This is a genomic window from Acinetobacter sp. SFA (assembly GCF_001647535.1).
Classification (GTDB): Bacteria; Pseudomonadota; Gammaproteobacteria; order Pseudomonadales; family Moraxellaceae; genus Acinetobacter; species Acinetobacter pecorum.
This window is the reverse complement of the sequence record NZ_LSZI01000002.1, coordinates 37964-59173: the sequence shown is the minus strand read 5'-3', so window position 1 is coordinate 59173 and position 21210 is coordinate 37964. Positions and strand designations below refer to the sequence as shown.

General features: G+C 45.1%; 15 protein-coding genes, 1 tRNA gene and 1 pseudogene. 9 read left to right on the top strand and 8 right to left on the bottom strand.

Annotated features, from left to right (window positions below):
• Positions 1-28 precede the first annotated feature (28 nt).
• Positions 29-1318 carry an OmpP1/FadL family transporter gene (locus AY607_RS01850; protein WP_064101586.1) on the bottom strand — a complete coding sequence of 430 codons (1290 nt, stop codon included), beginning with the start codon at positions 1316-1318 and terminating at the stop codon, positions 29-31.
• A gap of 1000 nt (positions 1319-2318) precedes the next feature.
• On the opposite strand from AY607_RS01850, the gene AY607_RS01845 reads away from it, so the two are divergent.
• The 4 genes from AY607_RS01845 to AY607_RS01830 all read left to right on the top strand — a co-directional run bounded on the left by AY607_RS01845 (position 2319) and on the right by AY607_RS01830 (position 8807).
• A complete protein-coding gene (locus tag AY607_RS01845; protein ID WP_404793932.1) occupies positions 2319-3740 on the top strand; it encodes an efflux transporter outer membrane subunit in 1422 nt (473 codons plus the stop codon).
• 123 nt (positions 3741-3863) lie between these two features.
• Entirely contained in the window at positions 3864-4925 is a 1062-nt protein-coding gene (locus AY607_RS01840; RefSeq protein WP_064101585.1) for an HlyD family secretion protein, read from the top strand.
• Positions 4922-7678, top strand: a complete 2757-nt coding sequence (rbbA, locus tag AY607_RS01835) for a ribosome-associated ATPase/putative transporter RbbA (RefSeq protein ID WP_064101584.1) — start codon at positions 4922-4924, stop codon at positions 7676-7678. Before AY607_RS01840 ends, rbbA begins: the two co-directional genes overlap by 4 nt.
• Before the next feature lies 1 nt (position 7679).
• Entirely contained in the window at positions 7680-8807 is a 1128-nt protein-coding gene (locus AY607_RS01830) for an ABC transporter permease (protein WP_064095703.1), read from the top strand.
• Positions 8808-9012: 205 nt separating this feature from the next.
• Here the strand turns inward: AY607_RS01830 and AY607_RS01825 are convergent.
• A tRNA-Arg gene (locus AY607_RS01825) sits at positions 9013-9088 on the bottom strand.
• 91 nt (positions 9089-9179) lie between these two features.
• The gene (locus AY607_RS01820; protein ID WP_064095702.1) at positions 9180-10532 is read right to left on the bottom strand and encodes an amino acid permease; all 1353 of its coding nucleotides are present in this window, start codon (positions 10530-10532) and stop codon (positions 9180-9182) included.
• A gap of 332 nt (positions 10533-10864) precedes the next feature.
• Here AY607_RS01820 and prpF point away from each other — a divergent pair, with 332 nt between their 5' ends.
• Both prpF and AY607_RS01810 read left to right on the top strand, forming a co-directional pair.
• Positions 10865-12055 (top strand): 2-methylaconitate cis-trans isomerase PrpF, encoded by a 1191-nt coding sequence (gene prpF / locus AY607_RS01815; RefSeq protein ID WP_064095701.1) that lies wholly within the window; start codon positions 10865-10867, stop codon positions 12053-12055.
• Positions 12056-12279: 224 nt separating this feature from the next.
• Positions 12280-13188, top strand: a complete 909-nt coding sequence (locus tag AY607_RS01810; protein ID WP_064095700.1) for a polyprenyl synthetase family protein — start codon at positions 12280-12282, stop codon at positions 13186-13188.
• Positions 13189-13265: 77 nt separating this feature from the next.
• On the opposite strand, the gene putP is transcribed toward AY607_RS01810, so the two are convergent.
• The 3 genes from putP to AY607_RS01795 all read right to left on the bottom strand — a co-directional run bounded on the left by putP (position 13266) and on the right by AY607_RS01795 (position 16310).
• Positions 13266-14756: a sodium/proline symporter PutP gene (gene putP, locus AY607_RS01805; RefSeq protein ID WP_064101583.1), complete on the bottom strand. Its 1491-nt coding sequence runs from the start codon at positions 14754-14756 to the stop codon at positions 13266-13268.
• Between the two features lie 213 nt (positions 14757-14969).
• Positions 14970-15824 carry an SPFH domain-containing protein gene (locus tag AY607_RS01800; RefSeq protein ID WP_004279377.1) on the bottom strand — a complete coding sequence of 285 codons (855 nt, stop codon included), beginning with the start codon at positions 15822-15824 and terminating at the stop codon, positions 14970-14972.
• 12 nt (positions 15825-15836) lie between these two features.
• Positions 15837-16310 (bottom strand): NfeD family protein, encoded by a 474-nt coding sequence (locus AY607_RS01795; protein WP_064095698.1) that lies wholly within the window; start codon positions 16308-16310, stop codon positions 15837-15839.
• Between the two features lie 374 nt (positions 16311-16684).
• Here AY607_RS01795 and AY607_RS15385 point away from each other — a divergent pair, with 374 nt between their 5' ends.
• On the top strand, positions 16685-16747 hold the full coding sequence (locus tag AY607_RS15385; protein WP_404793942.1) for a hypothetical protein: 63 nt from the start codon (positions 16685-16687) through the stop codon (positions 16745-16747).
• A gap of 1 nt (position 16748) precedes the next feature.
• Here AY607_RS15385 and AY607_RS15380 read toward each other — a convergent pair.
• Both AY607_RS15380 and AY607_RS01785 read right to left on the bottom strand, forming a co-directional pair.
• A pseudogene (locus tag AY607_RS15380) lies at positions 16749-17330 on the bottom strand (patatin-like phospholipase family protein); the annotation flags it as partial.
• 63 nt (positions 17331-17393) lie between these two features.
• Positions 17394-18023 (bottom strand): 1-acyl-sn-glycerol-3-phosphate acyltransferase, encoded by a 630-nt coding sequence (locus tag AY607_RS01785; RefSeq protein WP_064095696.1) that lies wholly within the window; start codon positions 18021-18023, stop codon positions 17394-17396.
• A gap of 137 nt (positions 18024-18160) precedes the next feature.
• Here AY607_RS01785 and AY607_RS01780 point away from each other — a divergent pair, with 137 nt between their 5' ends.
• Positions 18161-19399 carry an MFS transporter gene (locus AY607_RS01780; RefSeq protein WP_064095695.1) on the top strand — a complete coding sequence of 413 codons (1239 nt, stop codon included), beginning with the start codon at positions 18161-18163 and terminating at the stop codon, positions 19397-19399.
• 359 nt (positions 19400-19758) lie between these two features.
• The gene (locus AY607_RS01775; protein ID WP_064095694.1) at positions 19759-21063 is read left to right on the top strand and encodes a DcaP family trimeric outer membrane transporter; all 1305 of its coding nucleotides are present in this window, start codon (positions 19759-19761) and stop codon (positions 21061-21063) included.
• Positions 21064-21210 lie beyond the last annotated feature (147 nt).

Genomic DNA, 21210 nt, shown 5'->3' with positions numbered 1-21210 from the left:
CGGAAGTGGTTTTTTATTTTATGAAAACTTAGAAGCGGTAACCCATTTTCAAGCCATAAGCAATTGCGTCATTGTCTTTAAAGCTACCTACATTTGGATTTGCTACAGTCAGAGCATCAGCATCGCCCAGCCAGAAATATTTCATTCCGCCTGCAATGAAATAGTTTGGAGCAGGAGAGAACTGAACCCCTACACCCACATTCCAGTAACCTTCTGTTGGACCAAGCGTTGTAACAGGATTACCTGCACCAGAGTCCCAGCCTACAGAGACATTACCTGCCCATTTTGCATTGAATTTACGGCCTACGCCCGCTGTAGCAGACCATTGATCTTCATTATATTCAACAAGATTCCCACCCTCTAACGAGGTCAAGAGAGCTTTAGTTGGAGCTAATGCTGGTAAAGCAGGAAGAGCATTTCCCGCAGCAGCAAGTTGATCTAAAGCTTGGCCGAATTGAGTTGGTCGAATTGCGAATCCATCCCAATTTACCCATCGAACATTTAAGAAGGCAACCGTGTCAGCCATGATCCCTGATTGTAGGTCTAGGTTAACAGATTGAGGAGTAGTAACATCAGTTTTGCCAGGAGCATAAGCAAATAATTGAGTAGGTAATACTCCAGGAATGCCGAAGCCTGGTACTACTGTATTAACATTCTCTCTTGAAGCAAGTTGGTGTTCGATTTCTGAACGGTAAGTCAAAGATGCTTTCAAGGCAATTTCAGGAATTTGGTAAGCCAGACCTGCTAACCAGCCTGTACCACCATCTTTTTTCATGGTGGCATCATATCCAGTTAATAATCCATAAGCGGTACCACGTAAAGATACATTACCTTTAGCTTCTTGATAAACTGGGCCTGCATAAATATTCCAGTTTTCAGTTGGCTGGAAACCAAACACGAAACTTAAATTTTCTGTCGTCACTTCAGCCCGGGTGCCATCATTACCTGTAGGATTAAAGGCAACAGAGCGGTCTTTATAGTCTGCTTCAGCACCAAATGGCTGATCAAAAATAAGACCAAAAGAAAAGTTGTCTGTTAACTGGAGCTTCAACGCAGCTGATACAGAATGATAATCACCCGCCATATCACCTGTTGCCTGATTGGTACCTACACCTAGTGTAGGTGAGTCTAGGGATGGTGCGTTAGAAGTGGTACCAGATACAGAAGGATCTAATACAGTAATACCCGCTTCAAAGTAATTACCTGGCTGTAAAAACGCTGCGATAGATTGCCCCGAACGATCCATTGCAGCAGCAAATGCACCTGTCATAGGTACAGTCGCGAGAATCATTGCAGTAGTTAATGTCTTTAATTTCATTTACGTCTTTCCTTGAGGTACAAATTTATATCTAGCGTTGTTGTTTGCACTTAAATTTAATTCTTTGGAGAGTTTGGTTACTAAACCGCAATCATTTGTTACTCCATGTGCCAAAAATACCACAAATAAAATAAGAGTAAATGCTCTAGTTTGAATAGACAGTTCAAAAAAACATCAAAATAGAGTAAAAGTACTAATTAGTGGCTTTAATTTAAAATTTAAGTTATTGAAATTATTATTTTTAATTACAGATAAATTGATTCTTAAAAAAATTAAATTTAATGAAAGATTGCACAACTAATTTGTTAATTAATTCGCATATTTCTACCCTTTTGTTCCGCTCAGTTTGAGCGAGAACGACAAAATTCTGTTACATGAGCGTTACATATACGCACCTCCAAAATGTATGAAGAAGAGTGTTTAAGACAGATAAAGTAGCTCATTAGGGTGAAACTTATATAATATATTTATTAGAATCAAAGGAATACTTGGACTAATTAATTGATTTTTTCAGGGGTGGCAGTGCAATGGGGTACCTTAAATCTTCTACCATGAAAGCCAGTTTCAATTTGTTACTACATTAGATGGGTGAATACAGAGAGGGATATGTGCAGCTTAGACTGAACCGTGTATTGTGTAGAAATACACGATTGTAATAGGCAAACACACGTTGCAGATTGCAGAAAGTCTTGCCCATATAATGATGGTTAGAAGTTAGATGTTTAATCCTTGAAATAAGGAGACGAAATGGCCTGATTCAGAGGTCAGGTTTTAAGCCTTTAATAGGTTAAAAGAAGAATATAAAAATTAAATAAAATAAATACTTAGTGCATTATGTCGGATAAGTCCTGATACTGACTAGAATTCAAAAGAATCAAAAGCCATGTGATCGGGTAGGTGAACGATATCGCCACCTTTTTCTGATGACTTAAGCAGATATTTATCTCAGACAGTCATGCATGCATATTTTTAGAAAAGGCTCAGCTGACAGGAGGGTCAATTGTTGAAACTGAATATTTTTTGCAGATTTTATCTAGATAGCAGTCTGGCGATACTCCCCATTTTAGCTCTACTGACAGGCTGTCAGAATACAGCCCCTTTGATCAAACCAGAGCCTGTCTTGCCAGCACACTATCCATTTCAGCAGGGCGGTACATATCATGCTTTGCCGTGGTCTGATTATGTCAGTGATCCTACTTTAGTGAGAATTGCCCGTCTTGCCCTGACCTATAACTATGATCTGAAAATTGCAGCACTCCGGATCCGTGAAGCCCAAGCTGCCTATGGTATTCAGCGTTCAGAATTGTGGCCGAGTATATTGGGAAGCAGTAGTTATGAACGCAGCAGGGTACCAGCAGATTTATCTCCTGTGGGCCGTGCTGTAACCACAGAACAGTATACGGTAGGTGTGGGAATAAGCCACTGGGAACTGGATTTGTGGGGACGTATACGCAGCCTGAATGAAGCAGCATTACAGCAGTTTTTCGCTTCTGAATATAATCAGCTGGCGGTACGAAACAGCATTATTCAGCAGTCGATTCAGACCTATCTGACCCTGGCTGAACTAGAAAAACGGATTTATTATGCCGAAGGTTCTGTGCAAAATTATGAAAAATCTGTACGTATCTTTAAACGGCGTTACGAGGTTGGGGCAGGTTCAAAAGTAGAATATATGCAGGCACAAACCTTGCTCAGTAATGGCCGGGCGTTGCTAACCCAGCTGCAAAATGTTCAGGACATGACAGCCAATTATTTGATCCAGTTGATAGGTCAGCCTGTAGAAGTCCCAAGATTAGGCCTGGATCAGCTGAATTTTAAGCCAGTCGTATTACAGACCGGACTTCCGTCGGAGTTACTGCTGAACCGGCCAGATATTCGGGCTGCTGAAGCTTTACTGTATTCCCAGCATGCCAATATCCAGGCTGCCCGTGCTGCATTTTTTCCGCGTATTGCGCTCACGGGGAGTTTTGGAACAGCCAGTACAGAACTGGAGGGTCTGTTCAAATCCGGTAGTTCAGTATGGTCGATTGCTCCCAGTATCACTTTGCCCATATTTACCGCAGGTCAGTTAAAAAATAATGTCATCTTGGCGGAGGTGAGACAGGATATTGCTGTGGCTGACTATGAAAAAACTGTACAGAATGCCTTCCGGGAAGTGGCTGATGCTTTGGTTGATCAGCGCTATTTAAGCCAGCAACTGCAAATACAGGATCAGGGACTGGCTGCTTTTCGGGAAACAGCACGACTGGCACAGTTACGCTATGATAATGGTGCCGTGGGTTATCTCGATGTGCTAGATGCACAGCGAAGTTTGCTGACGGCAGAACAGCAGTGGATTGAAACCCAAAGTGCCTTAATGCAGTCTTATATTTCCCTGTATTTTGCACTGGGCGGTGATAGCAGACTGGTACAGCCAGGCTAAATTTATTTGTTGAATACACTTATTATAAATTGAACAAAATAAAAGAATTAATGTTTTGATTTTACTAAAAATTATAAAAAGGGTGAGTAACAGCCCGATTGAATATGTTGAGTAAGCAGATCTATGAATATAAAAAAAATATCCATTGTGGGAGCAGTCGTTGTCGCCATCTTGGTGGGCTACCTGATCTGGAAAAACATGAATCAGCCTGATACCGATGGGTTGGTCAGTGGGAATGGACGGATTGAGGCGACTGAAGTCAATATTTCCAGTAAGTTCGCTGGCCAGTTAGAAGAAATTCTGGTGCGGGAAGGAGATTTTGTCGAGCCGGGGCAGATTCTGGCGCGAATAAAAGTTTCTACCCTTGAAGCTCAACTGCGCGAAATTCAAGCCCAACAGCGTCAGGCTGAAGATGGTATTGCGACCGCTGAAGCGCAACTGGCAATGCGTAAAAGTGAAAAATCAGCCGCCGAAGCGATGGTGCTGCAACGTGAAACAGAACTTATTGCAGCAAAAAACCGTCTGGCACGGACGGAAATTCTAGCCAAGGAAGGCGCATCTTCCAGGCAGCAGCTGGATGATGAGAGGGCAGATGCCAAGCGTGTAGCAGCAGTACTCAGCGCAGCCCAGGCGCAAGTGGACAGCGCTGAAGGAGCTATCGTGGCCGCACGCAGCCAGGTTTCGAGCGCACAATCTCAGGTCGATGCTATCAAAGCAACCATTGACCGGATCAATTTCGATATTGAGGATGCCCAGCTTAAGGCACCCTTGAAGGCACGGGTGCAGTTCCTAGTCGCACAACCAGGCGAAATGATTGCTGCGGGGGGGCGGGTCATGAACCTGATTGATCTGTCCGATGTCTATATGACGTTTTTCCTGCCGGAAACCGTGGCTGGCCGTATCGCAATCGGTACTGAAGTCCGGATTGTGCTGGATGTGGCCAAAAATCTGGTAATTCCTGCTCGGGTGTCTTTTGTTGCCGACACGGCCCAGTTCACTCCAAAAACCGTAGAGACTGAAAGTGAACGCCAGAAATTAATGTTCCGTGTCAAGGCGAAAATTGATCCTGAATTGCTGAGAAAACATATCCAGCAAGTCAAAACCGGTCTTCCGGGCGTGGCCTATATCAAACTTGATTCCAATCTGCCCTGGCCGGCGTTCTTAAGAAATCAGGTTAAATCATGATGCCGCAATTTGTTGCCGGAGCGGCAGTTGCCGAAATCCAGCAGGTCAGTCTGAAATATGGCAAGACCCAGGCTTTACAGGACATTTCCCTGTCGCTTCCTGCGGGCTGCATGATTGGACTGATCGGACCGGATGGCGTGGGGAAATCCAGTTTGCTGGCCTTACTGGCCGGTGCCAAGGTCGTTCAGGCGGGCCGACTGATCGTGCTTGGTGGAGATATTGCTGACCCGAAGCATCGCAGAAAAGTTTGTCCGTATATTGCCTACATGCCTCAAGGTCTGGGCAGCAACCTGTCCAAAAACCTATCTGTTGAGGAAAACCTGCAGTTTGTTGCCCGATTGTTTGGGCATAGTCGTACAGAAAGCCGTAAACGCATTGATGATCTGACTAAAAGTACAGGACTATATGAATTTCTCGATCGGCCGGCAGGAAAATTATCTGGAGGCATGAAACAGAAACTTGGATTGTGCTGCTCCCTGATTCATGATCCGGATTTTCTGATTCTGGATGAGCCCACCACGGGAGTCGATCCCTTGGCACGGGCACAGTTCTGGGAGCTGATTAACCGTATCCGCCAGGTTCGTCCCCAGATGAGTGTGATTGTCGCTACTGCCTACATGGATGAAGCCCAAGGTTTCGACTGGCTGGCGATGATGGATGAAGGCAAAATCCTGAAAACCGGAACTCCGCAAGAACTGTTGACGCAGACGGAGAGTAACAGTCTGGAAGATGCTTATATCAAGCTATTACCGGAAGAAAAGAAACAGGGCTATACCCCTGTAGTGATTCCACCTTTACCAGATTACGATTCGGATGGCTATGCGCTGGAAGCGAAGGATCTGACAGTCAGGTTTGGTGATTTTACCGCAGTAGATCATGTCAATTTCCAGATTCGGCAGGGTGAAATTTTTGGTTTTCTGGGATCGAATGGCTGTGGTAAAACCACCACCATGAAAGTACTGACCGGATTGCTCGAAGCTTCAGAAGGGCAGGCTTGGTTATTTGGCCAGCCAGTGGAAGGCAGTAATATTGAGACCCGCCGCCGTGTTGGCTATATGTCACAGTCTTTCTCTCTCTATAGTGAACTGACCATTACCCAGAACCTGGTACTTCACGCAAAATTGTTTCATGTGCCGGCTGAACAGATTGACACGCGTGTACAGCAGATGCTGCAGCGTTTTGACTTGGCCGAAGTGAAAAACAAGCTGCCTGATGACTTGCCGCTGGGTATCCGTCAGCGTCTGTCTCTTGCTGTGGCACTGGTACATAACCCGGAAATCCTGATTCTTGATGAACCGACTTCGGGGGTAGACCCGATTGCTCGTGACAATTTCTGGCGTTTTTTAATCTCCTTGTCTCGCAAGGACGGGGTTACCATCTTTATTTCAACGCATTTCATGAATGAAGCACAGCGCTGTGACCGGATTTCCCTGATGCATGCCGGCCGGGTTCTGGACAGTGCTGCACCCGCACAGTTGATCAAAAATAGGCAGGCTGCCACTCTGGAAGAAGCATTTATTGGCTACCTAATGGATGCTGGAGCAGCCAGCCAGACGCCACCTGAACAGGAGCTAGAAGGCAGTATTTCCAATGACCAGACAGTGAAAGAAGAAACCAGGATATCCAGCCGATTTAGCCTGCAACGGATGCTTAGCTATGCTTGGCGTGAATCGCTGGAGCTGGCACGTGATCCGATACGTGCCACCATGGCGCTGGTCGGGTCGATTATCCTGCTGTTTGTGATGGGGTATGGAATCACCATGGACGTAGATAATCTGACCTTTGCAGTACTGGATCGTGACCAGAGTGGTCTTAGCCAGAATTACAGCATGAGCATTGCGGGTTCACGTTATTTTGTTGAAAAGCCACCGCTGCAAAATTATGAGGATCTGGATCAACGCATGCGAAGTGGCGATATCTCTTTGGCCATTGAAATTCCACCTGATTTTGCCCGGGATGTTAATCGCGGAGAAGAGGTTAAGATTGGCGCCTGGATTGATGGTGCCATGCCACAGCGTGCTGAAACAGTGAAGGGCTATGTACAGGGAATTCATACTCACTGGTTGATGCAGCAGGAACTAGAGCGAAGTGGATATAAAACCTCGAGTACCATAAATATAGAAACCCGATTCCGCTACAATCCCGACATCAAGAGCCTGCCTGCAATCGCGCCCGCTGTATTTCCCATATTGATTTTATTGATTCCTGCCATGCTGACAGCACTGTCTGTGGTGCGGGAAAAAGAGCTCGGTTCAATTGTGAACCTGTATGTAACTCCGGTGACCCGCAGTGAATTTTTGATTGGCAAGCAAATTCCTTATGTAGTTCTGGCCATGCTGAACTATTTCCTGATGTGCCTGATCATTGTGGCGATATTCGATGTGCCGATCAAGGGAAGTTTCATAACGCTGACCCTGGCATCCTTCCTGTTTATTATTTTTTCTACTGGCTTGGGACTGCTGGCATCTTCATTGACCAAAAGCCAGATTGCCTCGATGTTTCTGGTGTTGATCGGTACGCTTATACCTGCGGTGCAGTTCGCCGGTATTATCAATCCTGTTTCCTCTCTGGAAGGTTTTGGTCGCTGGTTTGGTGAAATCTATCCTACTACGCATATGGTGAATATCAGCCGCGGGGTATTTAACAAGGCATTGAGCTTTAATGCACTGCATCAGGATTTTTGGGTGATTCTGCTGTCAGTCCCTGTGATTATGGGTGCAGCAATTCTTGCCCTGAAAAAACAGGAGTCCTAGCATGGTCAGCCAGAAAATAAAGAATATCTATCTGCTCGGTTGCAAGGAGCTTTGGAGTCTATGGCGTGATCCGGTCATGCTGATTCTGATTGTCTATACTTTTACCGTCGCCGTCTATACAGCTGCAACCGCTATGCCTGACAGTCTGAATATGGCACCCATCGCGATTGTGGATGAAGATCATTCAACCTTGTCGGAGCGGATAAGCTCGGCTTTTTATCCTCCCTACTTTCTGCCCCAGACGACTGAACTGAATCATATGGATGCCGGAATGGATGCCGGAGAATTTACCTTCGCCCTGAATATTCCGGTCAATTTTCAGGAAGATATACTGGCAGGGAGAGAGGCAACGATTCAGGTCAATGTTGATGCCACGCGGATGACTCAGGCCATGGTCGGGGCGGGTTATATTCAGCAGATTATACTGTCCGAAGTCAATGAATACGTTCTGCGTCACCGTGAAATAAGCACCCTGCCAGTAGAACTGGAAATGCGGGCACGTTTTAACCCTGTACTTGACCAGAAATGGTTTGGGAGTGTGATGCAAATCATCAATAACGTGGCAATGCTGTCCATTATTCTAACTGGTGCGGCTTTAATCCGTGAACGTGAACACGGTACGATAGAACATCTGATGGTCATGCCGGTCACCGTATTTGAAATTATGATGTCCAAAGTCTGGTCGATGAGCCTGGTGGTTTTGCTTGCAGCATTTTTAGGTTTGAAACTGGTGGTACAGATCATCTTGAAGGTACCGATAGAGGGGAATCTGTGGCTGTTCTTTTTCGGAGCATTATTGACCTTATTCGCGACTACTTCGATGGGCATTTATTTGGCGACCATGTCCAAGTCAATGCCGCAATTTGGCCTTTTGATGATGTTGACTCTGATCCCGATGCAAATGCTGTCTGGTGGAATGACGCCACGTGAAAGTATGCCTGAAGTACTGCAAAATGTGATGCTGATTGCTCCGACCACACACTTTGTCGAACTTGCTCAGGCCATTTTGTATAGAAATGCCGGGCTGAGTGTGGTCTGGCCGGCATTTCTCTGGCTCATTGGCATTGGCACGGTATTTTTCTATGTAGCATGGAAACGCTTTAAGGACACTATTCATACCATGGCTTAGCCATACATCGAATATGTCATATGTTGAAAAAGTATCTGGGGGTATGGGCAAGCGGATATTTTACAGGAAGGGCAGACCAGTGGACTTGTCTTGCTAAATTATACTCTAAACCAATAGCACTGACTCTGGGAGTACTTGATAGAGCAGTGTCGGGGAAGGCCATTCTATAAAGAATAACGGGCCAATCTAAAAAAATGAAAATAAATGGTACGCCCTGCGGGACTCGAACCCACGTCGGTCGCTTAGGAGGCAACTGCTCTATCCAGTTAAGCTAAGGGCGCAAAAGAAGGCTAATGTACTGCAAAAAACACAAAAAAAAAAGTTATTGCCGAAGCAATAACTTTAAAAATCAGGAATAAGAAGATTTTTCCGTTATTTTTTTGAATGCAGCAGTTTGAATACGATATACATCACCACGATCCAGACAGGAATCATATAGACAGATTCTTGAAAACCTTGTGTCCACATGATGTACAGGATGGTGGCGATAAAGGCCAATACCAGTATATTGCTTGCAGGGGACCAGAGCGCCGGGAATTTGGTTACGATGCCCTGTTTCTTCATAGTCTGGATAAACTTGAGATGGGTCAGACTGATCATGGCCCAGTTAAGTACAAGTGCACCGACTACAATATAAATCAGGTGGCTTAAGGCATCTTCAGGTACGAAGTAATTAAGCAGTACACAGCCAAAAATCAGTACAGCAGAGAATAATACGGCAGGAATCGGCGTACCTTGTTTATTCACTTTCATGAATACTTTAGGTGCGTTTCCTTGCTGAGCCAGACCATACAACATACGGCTGTTGGCATACATACCACTGTTATACACAGACAGCGCTGCAGTCAGGATAATAAAGTTAAGCAGATGTGCAGCCCAGTCGATACCCAGCTGACTGAAAATCATCACGAATGGACTTTTGTCCAGACCACCGAGCTCCAGCTGGTTCCAAGGCACCAAAGACAACAGAATGGTCAGGGCACCGACATAGAAAATCAGAATACGGAACACGACCTGATTAATGGCTTTCGGAATGGTTTTTTCCGGATTTTCAGCTTCTGCTGCAGCCATACCGATCAGTTCAATACCACCAAAAGCAAACATCAGAAAGGCCAGCATATAGAACAGACCTTCAAAACCATTCGGGAAGAAACCACCCGCGGTCCAGAGGTTGCTAAAAGAGGCACCTGAAGAAGCATCAGCTGTCAGGATCAGATACAAGCCAAAGACAATCATCGAAATAACCGCAGTTACTTTAATGATAGATAGCCAGAATTCCGATTCACCGTAGAATTTCACATTGCCGAGGTTGACCAGTGTAATCACGATAAAGAAAAATAGTACCGATGCCCAGGCTGGAATATGAGGCCACCAGTAGTTGATGTATTTCGCAACAGCAGTGAGTTCGGTCATGGCCACCAGGATATACAAAATCCAGTAGTTCCAACCCGCAAGGAAACCGGGGAATTTGCCCCAGTATTTATAAGCAAAATGGCTGAATGAACCTGCGACAGGTTCATGAACAATCATCTCACCCAATTGACGCATGATTAAAAATGCAATCAAGCCACCAATGGCATAGCCCAAAATAATGGAAGGACCCGCAGATTGGATCACCTGTGCGGAACCTAAGAATAAGCCTGTGCCAATTGCACCGCCCATGGCGATCAACTGAATATGACGGTTCTTTAAGCCACGCTGAAGTTGTGAAGACTCGTTATTCAAAGTGTTCAGCCCGACAATGGAAAATAAGTATGAAGATTGTAAAGGATGGAAGTTAAGAAACCTAGTACAAGCATTTGAATGAAATATTATTATGGTGTTTATAATAAAAAATTATAAAAAACGAATTCGAGAAACCATATATGAATCAATATATTAATTTTATTTTAATTATAACTGATGAGTTTTCTGTTTTTTTGCCCCGATACAAATGCCGGTTTTTTATACTTAGGTCGGAACACTGCACTCACTTGGCCTGAAACTGATTATACTCTTGGTACAAATATTCAATAAGCACTACCACAACAAAGACAATTCAAAGGATGAAATAAGTCATGAGTTCTGCAGTCCAAATCAAGATTCCTGCGACCTATATGCGTGGAGGAACCAGCAAAGGTATTTTCTTTAAGCTGGATGATCTGCCTGCACAAGCACAACAGGCTGGCCGGATTCGTGATCAGCTTTTGCTACGTGTGATTGGTAGCCCAGACCCTTATGGGAAGCAGATCGATGGCATGGGGGGCGCCAGTTCCAGTACCAGTAAAACGGTCATCCTGTCGAAAAGCCAGCAAGCCGATCATGATGTCGATTATTTATTTGGTCAGGTTTCAATTGAGCGTCCTTATATCGACTGGAGCGGCAACTGTGGCAATCTGACTGCGGCAGTTGGGGCATTCGCCATTTCCAACGGGCTGGTCGATGCCGAACGTATTCCTGAAAACGGGTTGTGTAAGGTACGCATCTGGCAGGCCAATATTCAGAAAACCATTATTGCGCATGTGCCGATACAGAGTGGACAGGTACAGGAATTGGGTGATTTCGAATTGGATGGCGTCACCTTTCCTGCAGCCGAAGTGCAGATCGAGTTTCTGGACCCTGCCGATGATGATGCAGAAGGCGGTTCCATGTTTCCGACAGGCAATCTGGTCGATACATTGGAAGTCCCCAATATTGGCAGTTTCGAAGTGACGATGATTAATGCCGGTATTCCAACCGTATTTTTGAATGCTGGAGATCTCGGCTATAAGGGCACCGAACTTCAGGATCAGATTAATAATGATGTAGCAGCCCTGGCAAAATTTGAAACGATTCGTGCCTATGCTGCGAAGAAAATGGGGCTGATTCAGGATATTGCAGAAGCAGTTACCCGACAACATACCCCGAAAATTGCATTTATTGCCCCATCTAAAACTTATACTTCGTCCAGTGGCAAGACGGTCACCGAATCTGATACCGATATTCTGGTTCGTGCCTTGTCTATGGGCAAACTCCATCATGCCATGATGGGCACGGCTGCTGTGGCCATTGGTACGGCAGCTGCTATTCCGGGAACATTGGTAAACCGGGTAGCAGGCGGAGTAGAGCGTGAAGCAGTGCATTTCGGTCATCCTTCCGGGACGTTGAGAGTGGGTGCACAAGCAAGTTTTGAAAATGGTGAGTGGAAAGTGAAGAAAGCGATTATGAGCCGCAGTGCCCGTGTATTGATGGAAGGCTGGGTGCGCGTACCAGAAGATGTTCTCGTTTAAAAGCGGTGCATACTTTTAGCCTGAATAAAACCACCGGTTCTGCGGTGGTTTTTTATGGTTTAAAATCTCTGACTTGCTTATTTGATGTTGAATAGCAAATTTCAGCAGAACAATTCGATTTATGGCTGAAAATTCAAGGCATTTCTAGGTACAATGCCTGATCAGCGTACAGGCATTTATTCGCTTGTCATTTTATTCTTCTGGACTACGTATTCGAGGCGAATGTGTCATCTATCACTGACGTATCAACCCATGCACTCACACAAGCACAACACCGCATTCAACAGGATTTATTGACCGCTCTGGAAGCCTTTGCCATTCCGGAACCGTTAAGGTCGGCAGTCCATCATGCTGTGATGCTGGGTGGCAAGCGGGTACGTCCAGCGCTATGCTATGCCACCGCTGCATTAAAACCCAACCAGAATAGTGCTGCAGTGCGTCGTGCAGCGGTTGCGATCGAGTTTATTCACTGCTATTCACTGGCCCATGATGATCTGCCGTGTATGGACAATGATTTGTTGCGCCGTGGCCAGCCAACCTGTCATGTGGCTTATGGAGAAGATACAGCACTTTTGGCAGGTGATATCCTGCAGTCTATGGCTTTCGAAATCTTGGGTAGCCGTCTGTTTGATCAGGGGCCAGCGGTAGAAGCTTCCATTGTACTGAAACAGATGCAGATTCTGGCAACCGCTTCTTCGAAAATGGTGAATGGTCAGGTTTTAGATTTACAGTCTGAAGGCAAAAAAATCGATCAGCAGGCACTGGAAACCATCCATCGCAATAAAACTGGTGCTTTGATTAGTGCCGCGATCATGATGGCGGCGGTGACAATCTTTGAAGGTACCGATCTGGCCATTCCTAAATTACGTGAGTTTGGACAGGCGATTGGTCTGGCCTTCCAGGTACAGGATGATATTCTGGATATTATTTCCGATACCGAAGTCTTGGGGAAAACTGCAGGTAAAGATGAACAGGTTGAAAAATCAACCTATCCGGCATTGATGGGTCTGGAGCAGGCCAAAGCCTATGCCCAGCAATTACACGATCAGGCAATCAATGCCTTGAACCATTTTGAAGATCAGGCGGAAGAGTTGATGCAAATTACCCGGTTCCTGCTCACGCGCAAAAGCTGATTGGAACATTCTTCTGAGGTATAAGAGCATTCCATAAAAAAGAGGACTTCAAGTCCTCTTTTTTAGTTGCTACAGAATTATTTGCTTTCGTTGTAAAGGCGTTCCGCTTCTTCAAAACGGTCAGTCACTTCTGCTGTTGGCGCTTTACCCATCAGGCTCACCACCACAATCGCCAGCATTGAACAGATAAAGCCAGGAACGATTTCATACAGTCCAGTGTCAGCAAACAGGTTCTTCCAGAAAATAACCACGACTGCACCTATGATCATCCCTGCCAAAGCACCATTCAAGGTCATGCGTTTCCAGAACAGTGACAGGATAATCAGCGGACCAAAGGCGGCACCAAAACCTGCCCAGGCATACGCCACCAGCCCCAGTACTTTGGATTCAGGATTACCCGCCATCCAGATCGCCAGCAAGGCAATCAGCAGTACCATCAAACGGCCAACCCAGACCAGTTCTTTTTGCGAGGCATTTTTACGCAGGAAAGACTTATAGAAATCTTCAGTCAGGGTGCTTGAGCAGACCAAGAGCTGACAGCTTAAAGTACTCATTACTGCGGCAAGAATGGCAGCAAGCACCACACCTGCAATCCATGGGTTAAACAGGATTTTGGTCAGTTCCATAAATACTGTTTCAGGATTGGCATTCACTGCAGTTGCCAGTTCTGGATGCTGCTGGAAATAGGCGATCCCGAAGAAGCCGGCTGCCACCGCACCACCCAGACATAGAATCATCCAGGTCATGCCGATACGGCGTGCATTTGGAATTGACTTGACCGAATCTGCTGCCATGAAGCGTACCAGAATATGCGGCTGGCCAAAGTAACCCAGACCCCAGGCGAGCAGGGAAATAACCGCAACAACGCTCAGATCACCCAGAATATTCATTGCTTGAGGACGGGCAGCTTCCAGTGCCAAAGTCACCTGGGACATGTCTGAAAATGCCATCAACGTCACGATTGGCGTCAGCAACAGGGCAAAAATCATCAGACCTGCCTGAATGGTATCGGTCCAGCTCACCGCCAGGAAGCCACCAATAAACACATAGCTGATGGTGGCAATGGCACTGATCCAGAGCGCGGTACTGTAAGACATGCCAAACATGCTTTCGAACAGACGTGCGCCTGCAACCATGCCGGAAGCACAGTAAATCGCAAAGAAAATCAGAATGACGAATGCAGAAACCACACGCAGGATTTTTTTCTGGTCATTGAAGCGATTCGAGAAATAATCCGGCAGGGTCAGGGCATTGTGCTGGACTTCGGTATGTACGCGTAAACGGCCAGCGACCAGCAGCCAGTTGAGCCAGGCACCAATAATCAGACCGATGGCAATCCACATTTCAGACAGGCCGGAAAGATAAATTGCACCGGGCAGACCCATCAGTAGCCAGCCACTCATGTCGGAAGCCCCTGCAGAAAGTGCAGTTACGAAACTCCCTAAACGTCGGCCCCCTAAGATGTAATCGGAAAAATTGCTTGTCGCACGATAAGCGATCAGGCCAATCACCACCATGGCGACAATATAAAAAAGAAAGGTAATTAAGGTTGGATTTAGGGAGCTCATACGGTATCCATTTTTAAGTTGGACAGTAGATCGAAATAAGGATTGTGACAGATGCGAGAAACTTTAATCCGAAAGTCAGGCAACATCGAATCCAGGAGATTTCAAAAATAAACGCGAAATTTAACCATAAATTCACAATCTTTGCTGAGATTTTCTTATTTTCAAGAGAAATAGGCAACCAATTGGCTGCCTATTATGAAGTATTTATTAAATCTAGTTAGGACGTCCCATCACACCACGAATGGTATTCAGCACATCAGCAGGCAGTACCACAGTCTTGGCATTTGGCGATTTGGCCATATCCTGCATGGCTTTAATATACTGTTCACCCAGTAAATAGGCGACCGGAATTTCATTATCACCAATGGCGGAAGTCACCATGTCGATTGCACGTTGTGAAGATTCAGCCAGTACCACTTGCGCTTCAGCATCACGACGAGAGGCTTCCAGACGGCCGTCCGCTTCCAGAATTGCGGCCTGTTTTTCACCGTCAGCTTTAGTCACTGTTGCACGACGCTGACGTTCAGCAGCGGCCTGTTCTTCCATCGCGGTCTGCATGGTGATAGAAGGTTTAATATCCTGAATTTCTACAGTCTTTAGGGTGATTCCCCAGTCCGAGATATCATCGGAAATACTGGATTTCAAGCGTGCCTTGATATGGTCACGTGAAGATAGCGCATCATCCAGATCCATTTCACCGACAATCGAACGCAGTGAGGTCTGTACCAGGTTCTGAATCGCCCAGGAGTAGTTTTCAATCCCGTACACGGCTTTTTCCGGTGTGGTCAGGTTGATATAGGCCACGGCATTCATCAGCAGGACAGCGTTATCACGGGTAATCACTTCCTGTGAAGGAATATCCAGAACGATGTCTTTGGTTGTGACTTTATAGGCAACTTCATCTACATAGGGAATGACAAAATTCAGGCCAGGATTTAGCGTGGTATGGTATTTCCCCAGACGCTGTACGATCCATTTGTAGCCTTGCGGCACAATCCGCACCCCTTTAAAAATGGTAATTGCCACAAAGGCCAGAAACGCGATAACAATGATAGAACCACCAGACATAGCTTATTCACCTTATTGATTTTGATAATGTGTGCTGTGAGGTTGTACGACCAGGTCGTTTCCAAGAATATCCACGACGCGAACACGGTCACCGACCTGAACTGGGTCCAGAGTTCGGCATTCCCATTCATCAGAGCCTAAAACTGGCATTGGAAAGCGTACCCGGATTTGCCCATGATCCAGATTGATCTGAATCACCATACCAATCTGGCCAATCGTTGCCTCACGCGACAGACCCGCTTTAGTCTTGTCAGTGGAAAGCGGTTTGATAAACTTGAACCAGAGCAGCGTACACAGTACAGAAAGTATGATCCAGGTCAAGATCTGGGTGGTCAGTCCCATCATCGGGAACATCCAGTACAGGACACCAACCATGACGGCACCAATCCCGAACCAAAGGGCAGCAAATGCGGGCAGCAGTAATTCTGACAGGATCAGAAGGATGCCTAATACAAACCAGTGCCAAGGTTCAAGAACTAATTCCATATCGTGACCTATATCGCTAAGTATTTAATTAATCATCATCTTTATATGATTGATCTTCAATGTAGCAGATGCGGCCGCAGATGAATATAAAAAAATCGTGCATCAAAATTTAGCCTGACGCGGCGGTTTAAGTGCTGCAGGAGACTGCTTGAAATCAGTAATTGCTTTTTCAATGGCACGAATTTTCAGCTGGGCTGCTTTTTCACCTTCCAGAATGGTCGCATTGCTGGCTTTCAGGTCTAAAGTACCGATATGGCCGACTTTGGGCTGGATCACCACATTGGCCTGACTCAGTTCCTCATGAATGCTTTGCTGTCCCATAATATTCAGGGTCTGATCCAGTACACCCCACATGTTCAGGGCTTTATTGCCATCTGGACGGGCAGAAATATCCACAGCAATCACAATATCAGCTCCCATATCTTTGGCGGTCTTGACCGGAATCGGACTGACCAGGCCGCCGTCGACATATTTGGTGCCGCCAATCACGGCAGGCACAAACACATTCGGAATACTGCAGGACGCGCGAACTGCCTGGCCGGCATTGCCTTTAATAAAATCTGCCTTGCGGCCATTGTCCAGACGAGTGGCAACAGCAGCAAAGCGAATCGGGAACTGCTCAATCGGTTTGTTCGCTACATTCTTGTTGACGAAATCCTGCAATTTTTGTCCGGCAATAATCCCTTGCCGATTCAAGGTTAAATCGCGGATATCCGACTCTTTAAAATTCAGGGCAATCTGCTGTAACTGATAAGGGGATTTGCCGCTGGCATACAGACTGCCGACAAAACTGCCGGCACTGGTACCGGTGACGATTTTCGGTTTAATGCCATGTGATTCGAGTACTTTAATCACACCAATATGGGCAAAACCTTTGGCACCGCCACCACCGAGAGCAAGTGCGACGACGGGTTCGCGGGCTTTGATAGGCGTGGTAGTGGTGGGTGTTTTAGTGGCTTTGTCACAGGCTGCAAGACTTAAACCAAGACAGCCAATCAAGGCATAATGGGCTAACTTCATTATAAAAACTGGTGATTAAATCAACAAAATTCAGGCTATCACATCAAAAAAAGCCGTATTTGCCTAGTCTTTTTTCAAAAGCTTTTGTAACGGCTTGGCTACCCACTCCGGATTTTTGGCCGAGAATTTTCCTTCATAATACTGATAAATCTTTTCCAGATCATATTCATAGTCACCGGTCAGATGGTATATACCCAAGATGTGAATGGTCTTGATGTCATAGTCAAAGGAAAACATCACAATCGGCAAATGCGCTGCTTTGGCAATATGATAAAAACCACTGCGGATTTTTTCAGGGCCCTTGCGTGAGCCTTCGGGCGCCATACCGACCCAGATTTGAGGTGATTTTTCAATAATCTCGACAATCTGTCGGGTATGACCTTGTGGACTATCCCGCACGACTGGAACGACCCCAATCCATTCCAGAACCGGCTTGAGGGGAGTGCGAAATAGGCTATCTTTACCAAAAATCGTAATCTGAATACCGAGACCGAGCAGGGCGTTAAAACCGAGCCAGGCATCAATATTTGAAGTATGCGGAGAAATAATGGCCACAGCTTTGGGCAAATCGGGAAATTCTCCTTCCAGACGCCAGCCCTGAGCCAAGAAAAGTTGCCTGAAAAAAGTCCGGCTCAGTTTGCTGCCACGAGCCGGGACATGCGGCGGTAACCGGGGGAAACGTGTCTGGGTCATTACTTCTGTCTCTTCCTGAAACTAATTTTTCTTTATTTTTGATTATATTAGACTGTTGTAAAATCCGGATCATTGGCAAAATGTATGGCATCTTAAATGCCGTTAATGCATTTTCACCCTAAGGACTTGGCCTGCATATGCGGAATATCTATATCTTACTGTTTTCGCTGTATTGGGCACAGGGGCTTCCGGTCGGATTTATGACGCATGCCTTGCCGGTCATTCTGCGGGCTGAAGGGGTATCACTGGCGCATATCGGGGGCTTTGGCCTGCTGATGATACCGTGGTCGATCAAAATATTCTGGGCGCCTTTAGTTGATCGGCATGGATCGAGTGCCAAAGGTCATTACCGTAGCTGGATTATTCCCTTGCAATGGCTGTCAGTTACTGTCTTGATTGGACTTTCTTTTCTACCCATTCAGGCTTTGAACCAGCCGCTATATTTACTGCTGTTTTTTATCATGCTTTTGCTGATGAATGGTATTGGCGCCACGCAGGATATTGCGACCGATGCACTGGCAGTCAATATTCTGAAAAATGAGCAGCAACACTGGGGCAATACCTTTCAGGTGATTGGTTCGCGTCTGGGATTCATTGTCGGAGGCGGGGCCATATTATGGCTGCTCGATTTGCTGCAATGGCAAAGTACTTTTCTGTTGCTGGCTGCGCTGGTTTTTGTTAATACTTTACCGATTTTACTTTTTAGAGAACCTCAGCATTCAAAAATTATCACGCCAGCTGATAAAGGACCTGCACTCAGCAATATAAAAACCTATTTTCAATACTTTTGGTCAGATTTAACCTTGGCGAGGTGGCTTCTGGTTTTACTGACCTTTAAAATCGCCGATGGTTTATCCGGGCCTTTATTAAAACCGTTAATGGTAGATCTCGGGCTGAGCTTTAGCCAGATTGGCCTTTATGTCACCATGTTAGGTGCATTTGCGGCACTGATTGGGGCCGGATTGGCTGGCTGGTGTCTGAAATACTGGTCACGTAGCCGGAGTTTACTGATTTTCTCTGTTCTGAAAGTCATGACTTTAATGGCTTATGCCTGGCTGGCTGCCCAGTATGAAATCCAAAATAAAGTAGAAAACTGGATCATTTATCTGATTAATGCCGCCGAAGATATGATCTCTGCCATGCTCTTGGTGGTCATGCTGACCTTGGTCATGCAATACAGTCGCAAGCATCTGGCCGGTACTGATTTTACCTTTCAGGTGGCGCTGATGGCCACAGTGAGTGGTGGGTTATATAGTCTGAGTGGGATATTCGGGGATTATTGGGGGTATGCACAGTATTTAACATATATTGTATGGATCAGTGTGTTTTTATTATGGCCTATCGTATTTTGGGGTAGAACACAGCAAGACTCCTGATCATTGCAACGCATCAATTAAAGCCGTATTAAAAACAATCAAATTATTTTAAAAGTGTCGTTAATACATATTTTAGCTAAAAGTATGAGATAAAAATGATTTCAAACTGAGTCTAAAATTGTTAAATTTCTGATGTTTTTATACGGCTTATTATGTAGGTATAGTAAAAAATCATAAATCCAGTAAAATCATGTAACATGATAAGGATGGTTTTTAACTATGCATATTGTTCGTGAGTGATCTCGCGAGATAATAAAATAAGTCAATTTATAATTATAGATATTCCCCACGCTTTAGATTTTAGTGGGAATCAGTGAGCTTTCAAAGCCAATGAACGTTTGTTCAATATGGAGAATTTAATGAATCAAGTTTTAACACGAAAGTTTTTAGTTAAGGGATTAGCAGTCGCAGTAACAACCTTGATGATGGGGACGGTTGCACATGCTGAAACACAAGAGCAAAAAGAAATTAAGCAGCTGCGTCAAGAAGTTGAAGCACTAAAAGCATTAGTAACACAGCAGCAACAAGTTCAGCAAAATCAAGCCGTGCAGATTGAACAAGTTAAAGCAGCACCACAACCATCAGCAGCTGCACCGAAAGCACTAAGTACAAAATCAGATACTGAAGTGAAGCTATATGGTTTCGTTCGTGGTGATGCAAACTATATCATTGAAGGTTCAGCAGGAGACTTCTCTGACGTTGCTAAAACCAATGGTCAAACCAGAGACAAGTTAGTCGCAACCGCAAAAACAACACGATTGGGTTTAGATTTTAAAACCAGTGTTAACGGTGCAGAGGTTGGCGGTAAACTTGAAAGTGATTTTGCAGGTACTAACGATTCATTCCGTATACGTCAAGCATATTTAACCTATGAAAATTGGTTGATTGGTCAAACCCAATCTAACTTCTTGTCAAATCATGCACCGTTTATGATTGATTTCAGCACCAACGTCGGTGGTGGTACTACCCGTCTACCAATGGTTCGTTATGGTTTTGATTTGACACCAGCAACGCAATTGTTCTTGGCGGCAGAAAAACCAAACTCAAGTGCTGCACAGACTGAATTCAATGCCCAAGGCCAAAGAGTAAGTGTTGAACACATCAAATCAAGCGTACCAACATTGACTGCTAAATTGGCACACAACTTTGATGACAAAAAAGGTAATGCGTCTGCGCGTGCTTTAGTTGAAGTTTATAAAGATGAAGACACTAATAAGCGTAAAGCAGGTTGGGGTCTAGCAGCAGGTACAACCTATCAAGTAATTGATCCTTTAAAAGCGACGCTGGATGTCAGCTATACCAAAGGTGTAAACGGTATTTTGTATGGTACCAATGCCAATGCTGCATTCGTAGATGATGAAGGTAACCGTAATATTGAGCAAAATGAAATTTGGGCGGTACAAACGGGCTTAACGTACAGTATTTTACCTAACTTAAAAACCTCACTTGGTTATGGTGCATTGTTTGCTGATAAAGACTCAGACTATGCAGACCTCAATGAGGCTGCAAACAAAGAGGTACAACAAGCATGGTTAAACTTGGTGTATTCACCAGTTAAACCGCTTGAGTTTGGTGTTGAGTATGTCAACGGTGAGCGTAAAACCTTTAATAATGAAAAATTCAAAGATAACCGTATTGGTTTAATGAGTAAATATAGCTTCTAATTGATGATGTGAAGCTAAATATAAAAAATCCCACCACTTGGTGGGATTTTTTATATCAATACCTTGGGAGAAGGTTATTTTGAATAAAGCATAGGGATTTTTGTACAGGCTTAGAATACAAATTCTAATCGAGAGTTTTATTTTCCT

Excerpts from the sequence above, each read along its gene's own strand:
- AY607_RS01850 (WP_064101586.1), bottom strand. The coding sequence starts at position 1,318 with ATGAAATTAAAGACATTAACTACTGCAATGATTCTCGCGACTGTACCT.
- AY607_RS01840 (WP_064101585.1), top strand. The coding sequence starts at position 3,864 with ATGAATATAAAAAAAATATCCATTGTGGGAGCAGTCGTTGTCGCCATC.
- rbbA (WP_064101584.1), top strand. The coding sequence starts at position 4,922 with ATGATGCCGCAATTTGTTGCCGGAGCGGCAGTTGCCGAAATCCAGCAG.
- AY607_RS01830 (WP_064095703.1), top strand. The coding sequence starts at position 7,680 with ATGGTCAGCCAGAAAATAAAGAATATCTATCTGCTCGGTTGCAAGGAG.
- prpF (WP_064095701.1), top strand. The coding sequence starts at position 10,865 with ATGAGTTCTGCAGTCCAAATCAAGATTCCTGCGACCTATATGCGTGGA.
- putP (WP_064101583.1), bottom strand. The coding sequence starts at position 14,756 with ATGAGCTCCCTAAATCCAACCTTAATTACCTTTCTTTTTTATATTGTC.
- AY607_RS01800 (WP_004279377.1), bottom strand. The coding sequence starts at position 15,824 with ATGTCTGGTGGTTCTATCATTGTTATCGCGTTTCTGGCCTTTGTGGCA.
- AY607_RS01795 (WP_064095698.1), bottom strand. The coding sequence starts at position 16,310 with ATGGAATTAGTTCTTGAACCTTGGCACTGGTTTGTATTAGGCATCCTT.
- AY607_RS01785 (WP_064095696.1), bottom strand. The coding sequence starts at position 18,023 with ATGACCCAGACACGTTTCCCCCGGTTACCGCCGCATGTCCCGGCTCGT.
- AY607_RS01780 (WP_064095695.1), top strand. The coding sequence starts at position 18,161 with ATGCGGAATATCTATATCTTACTGTTTTCGCTGTATTGGGCACAGGGG.
- AY607_RS01775 (WP_064095694.1), top strand. The coding sequence starts at position 19,759 with ATGAATCAAGTTTTAACACGAAAGTTTTTAGTTAAGGGATTAGCAGTC.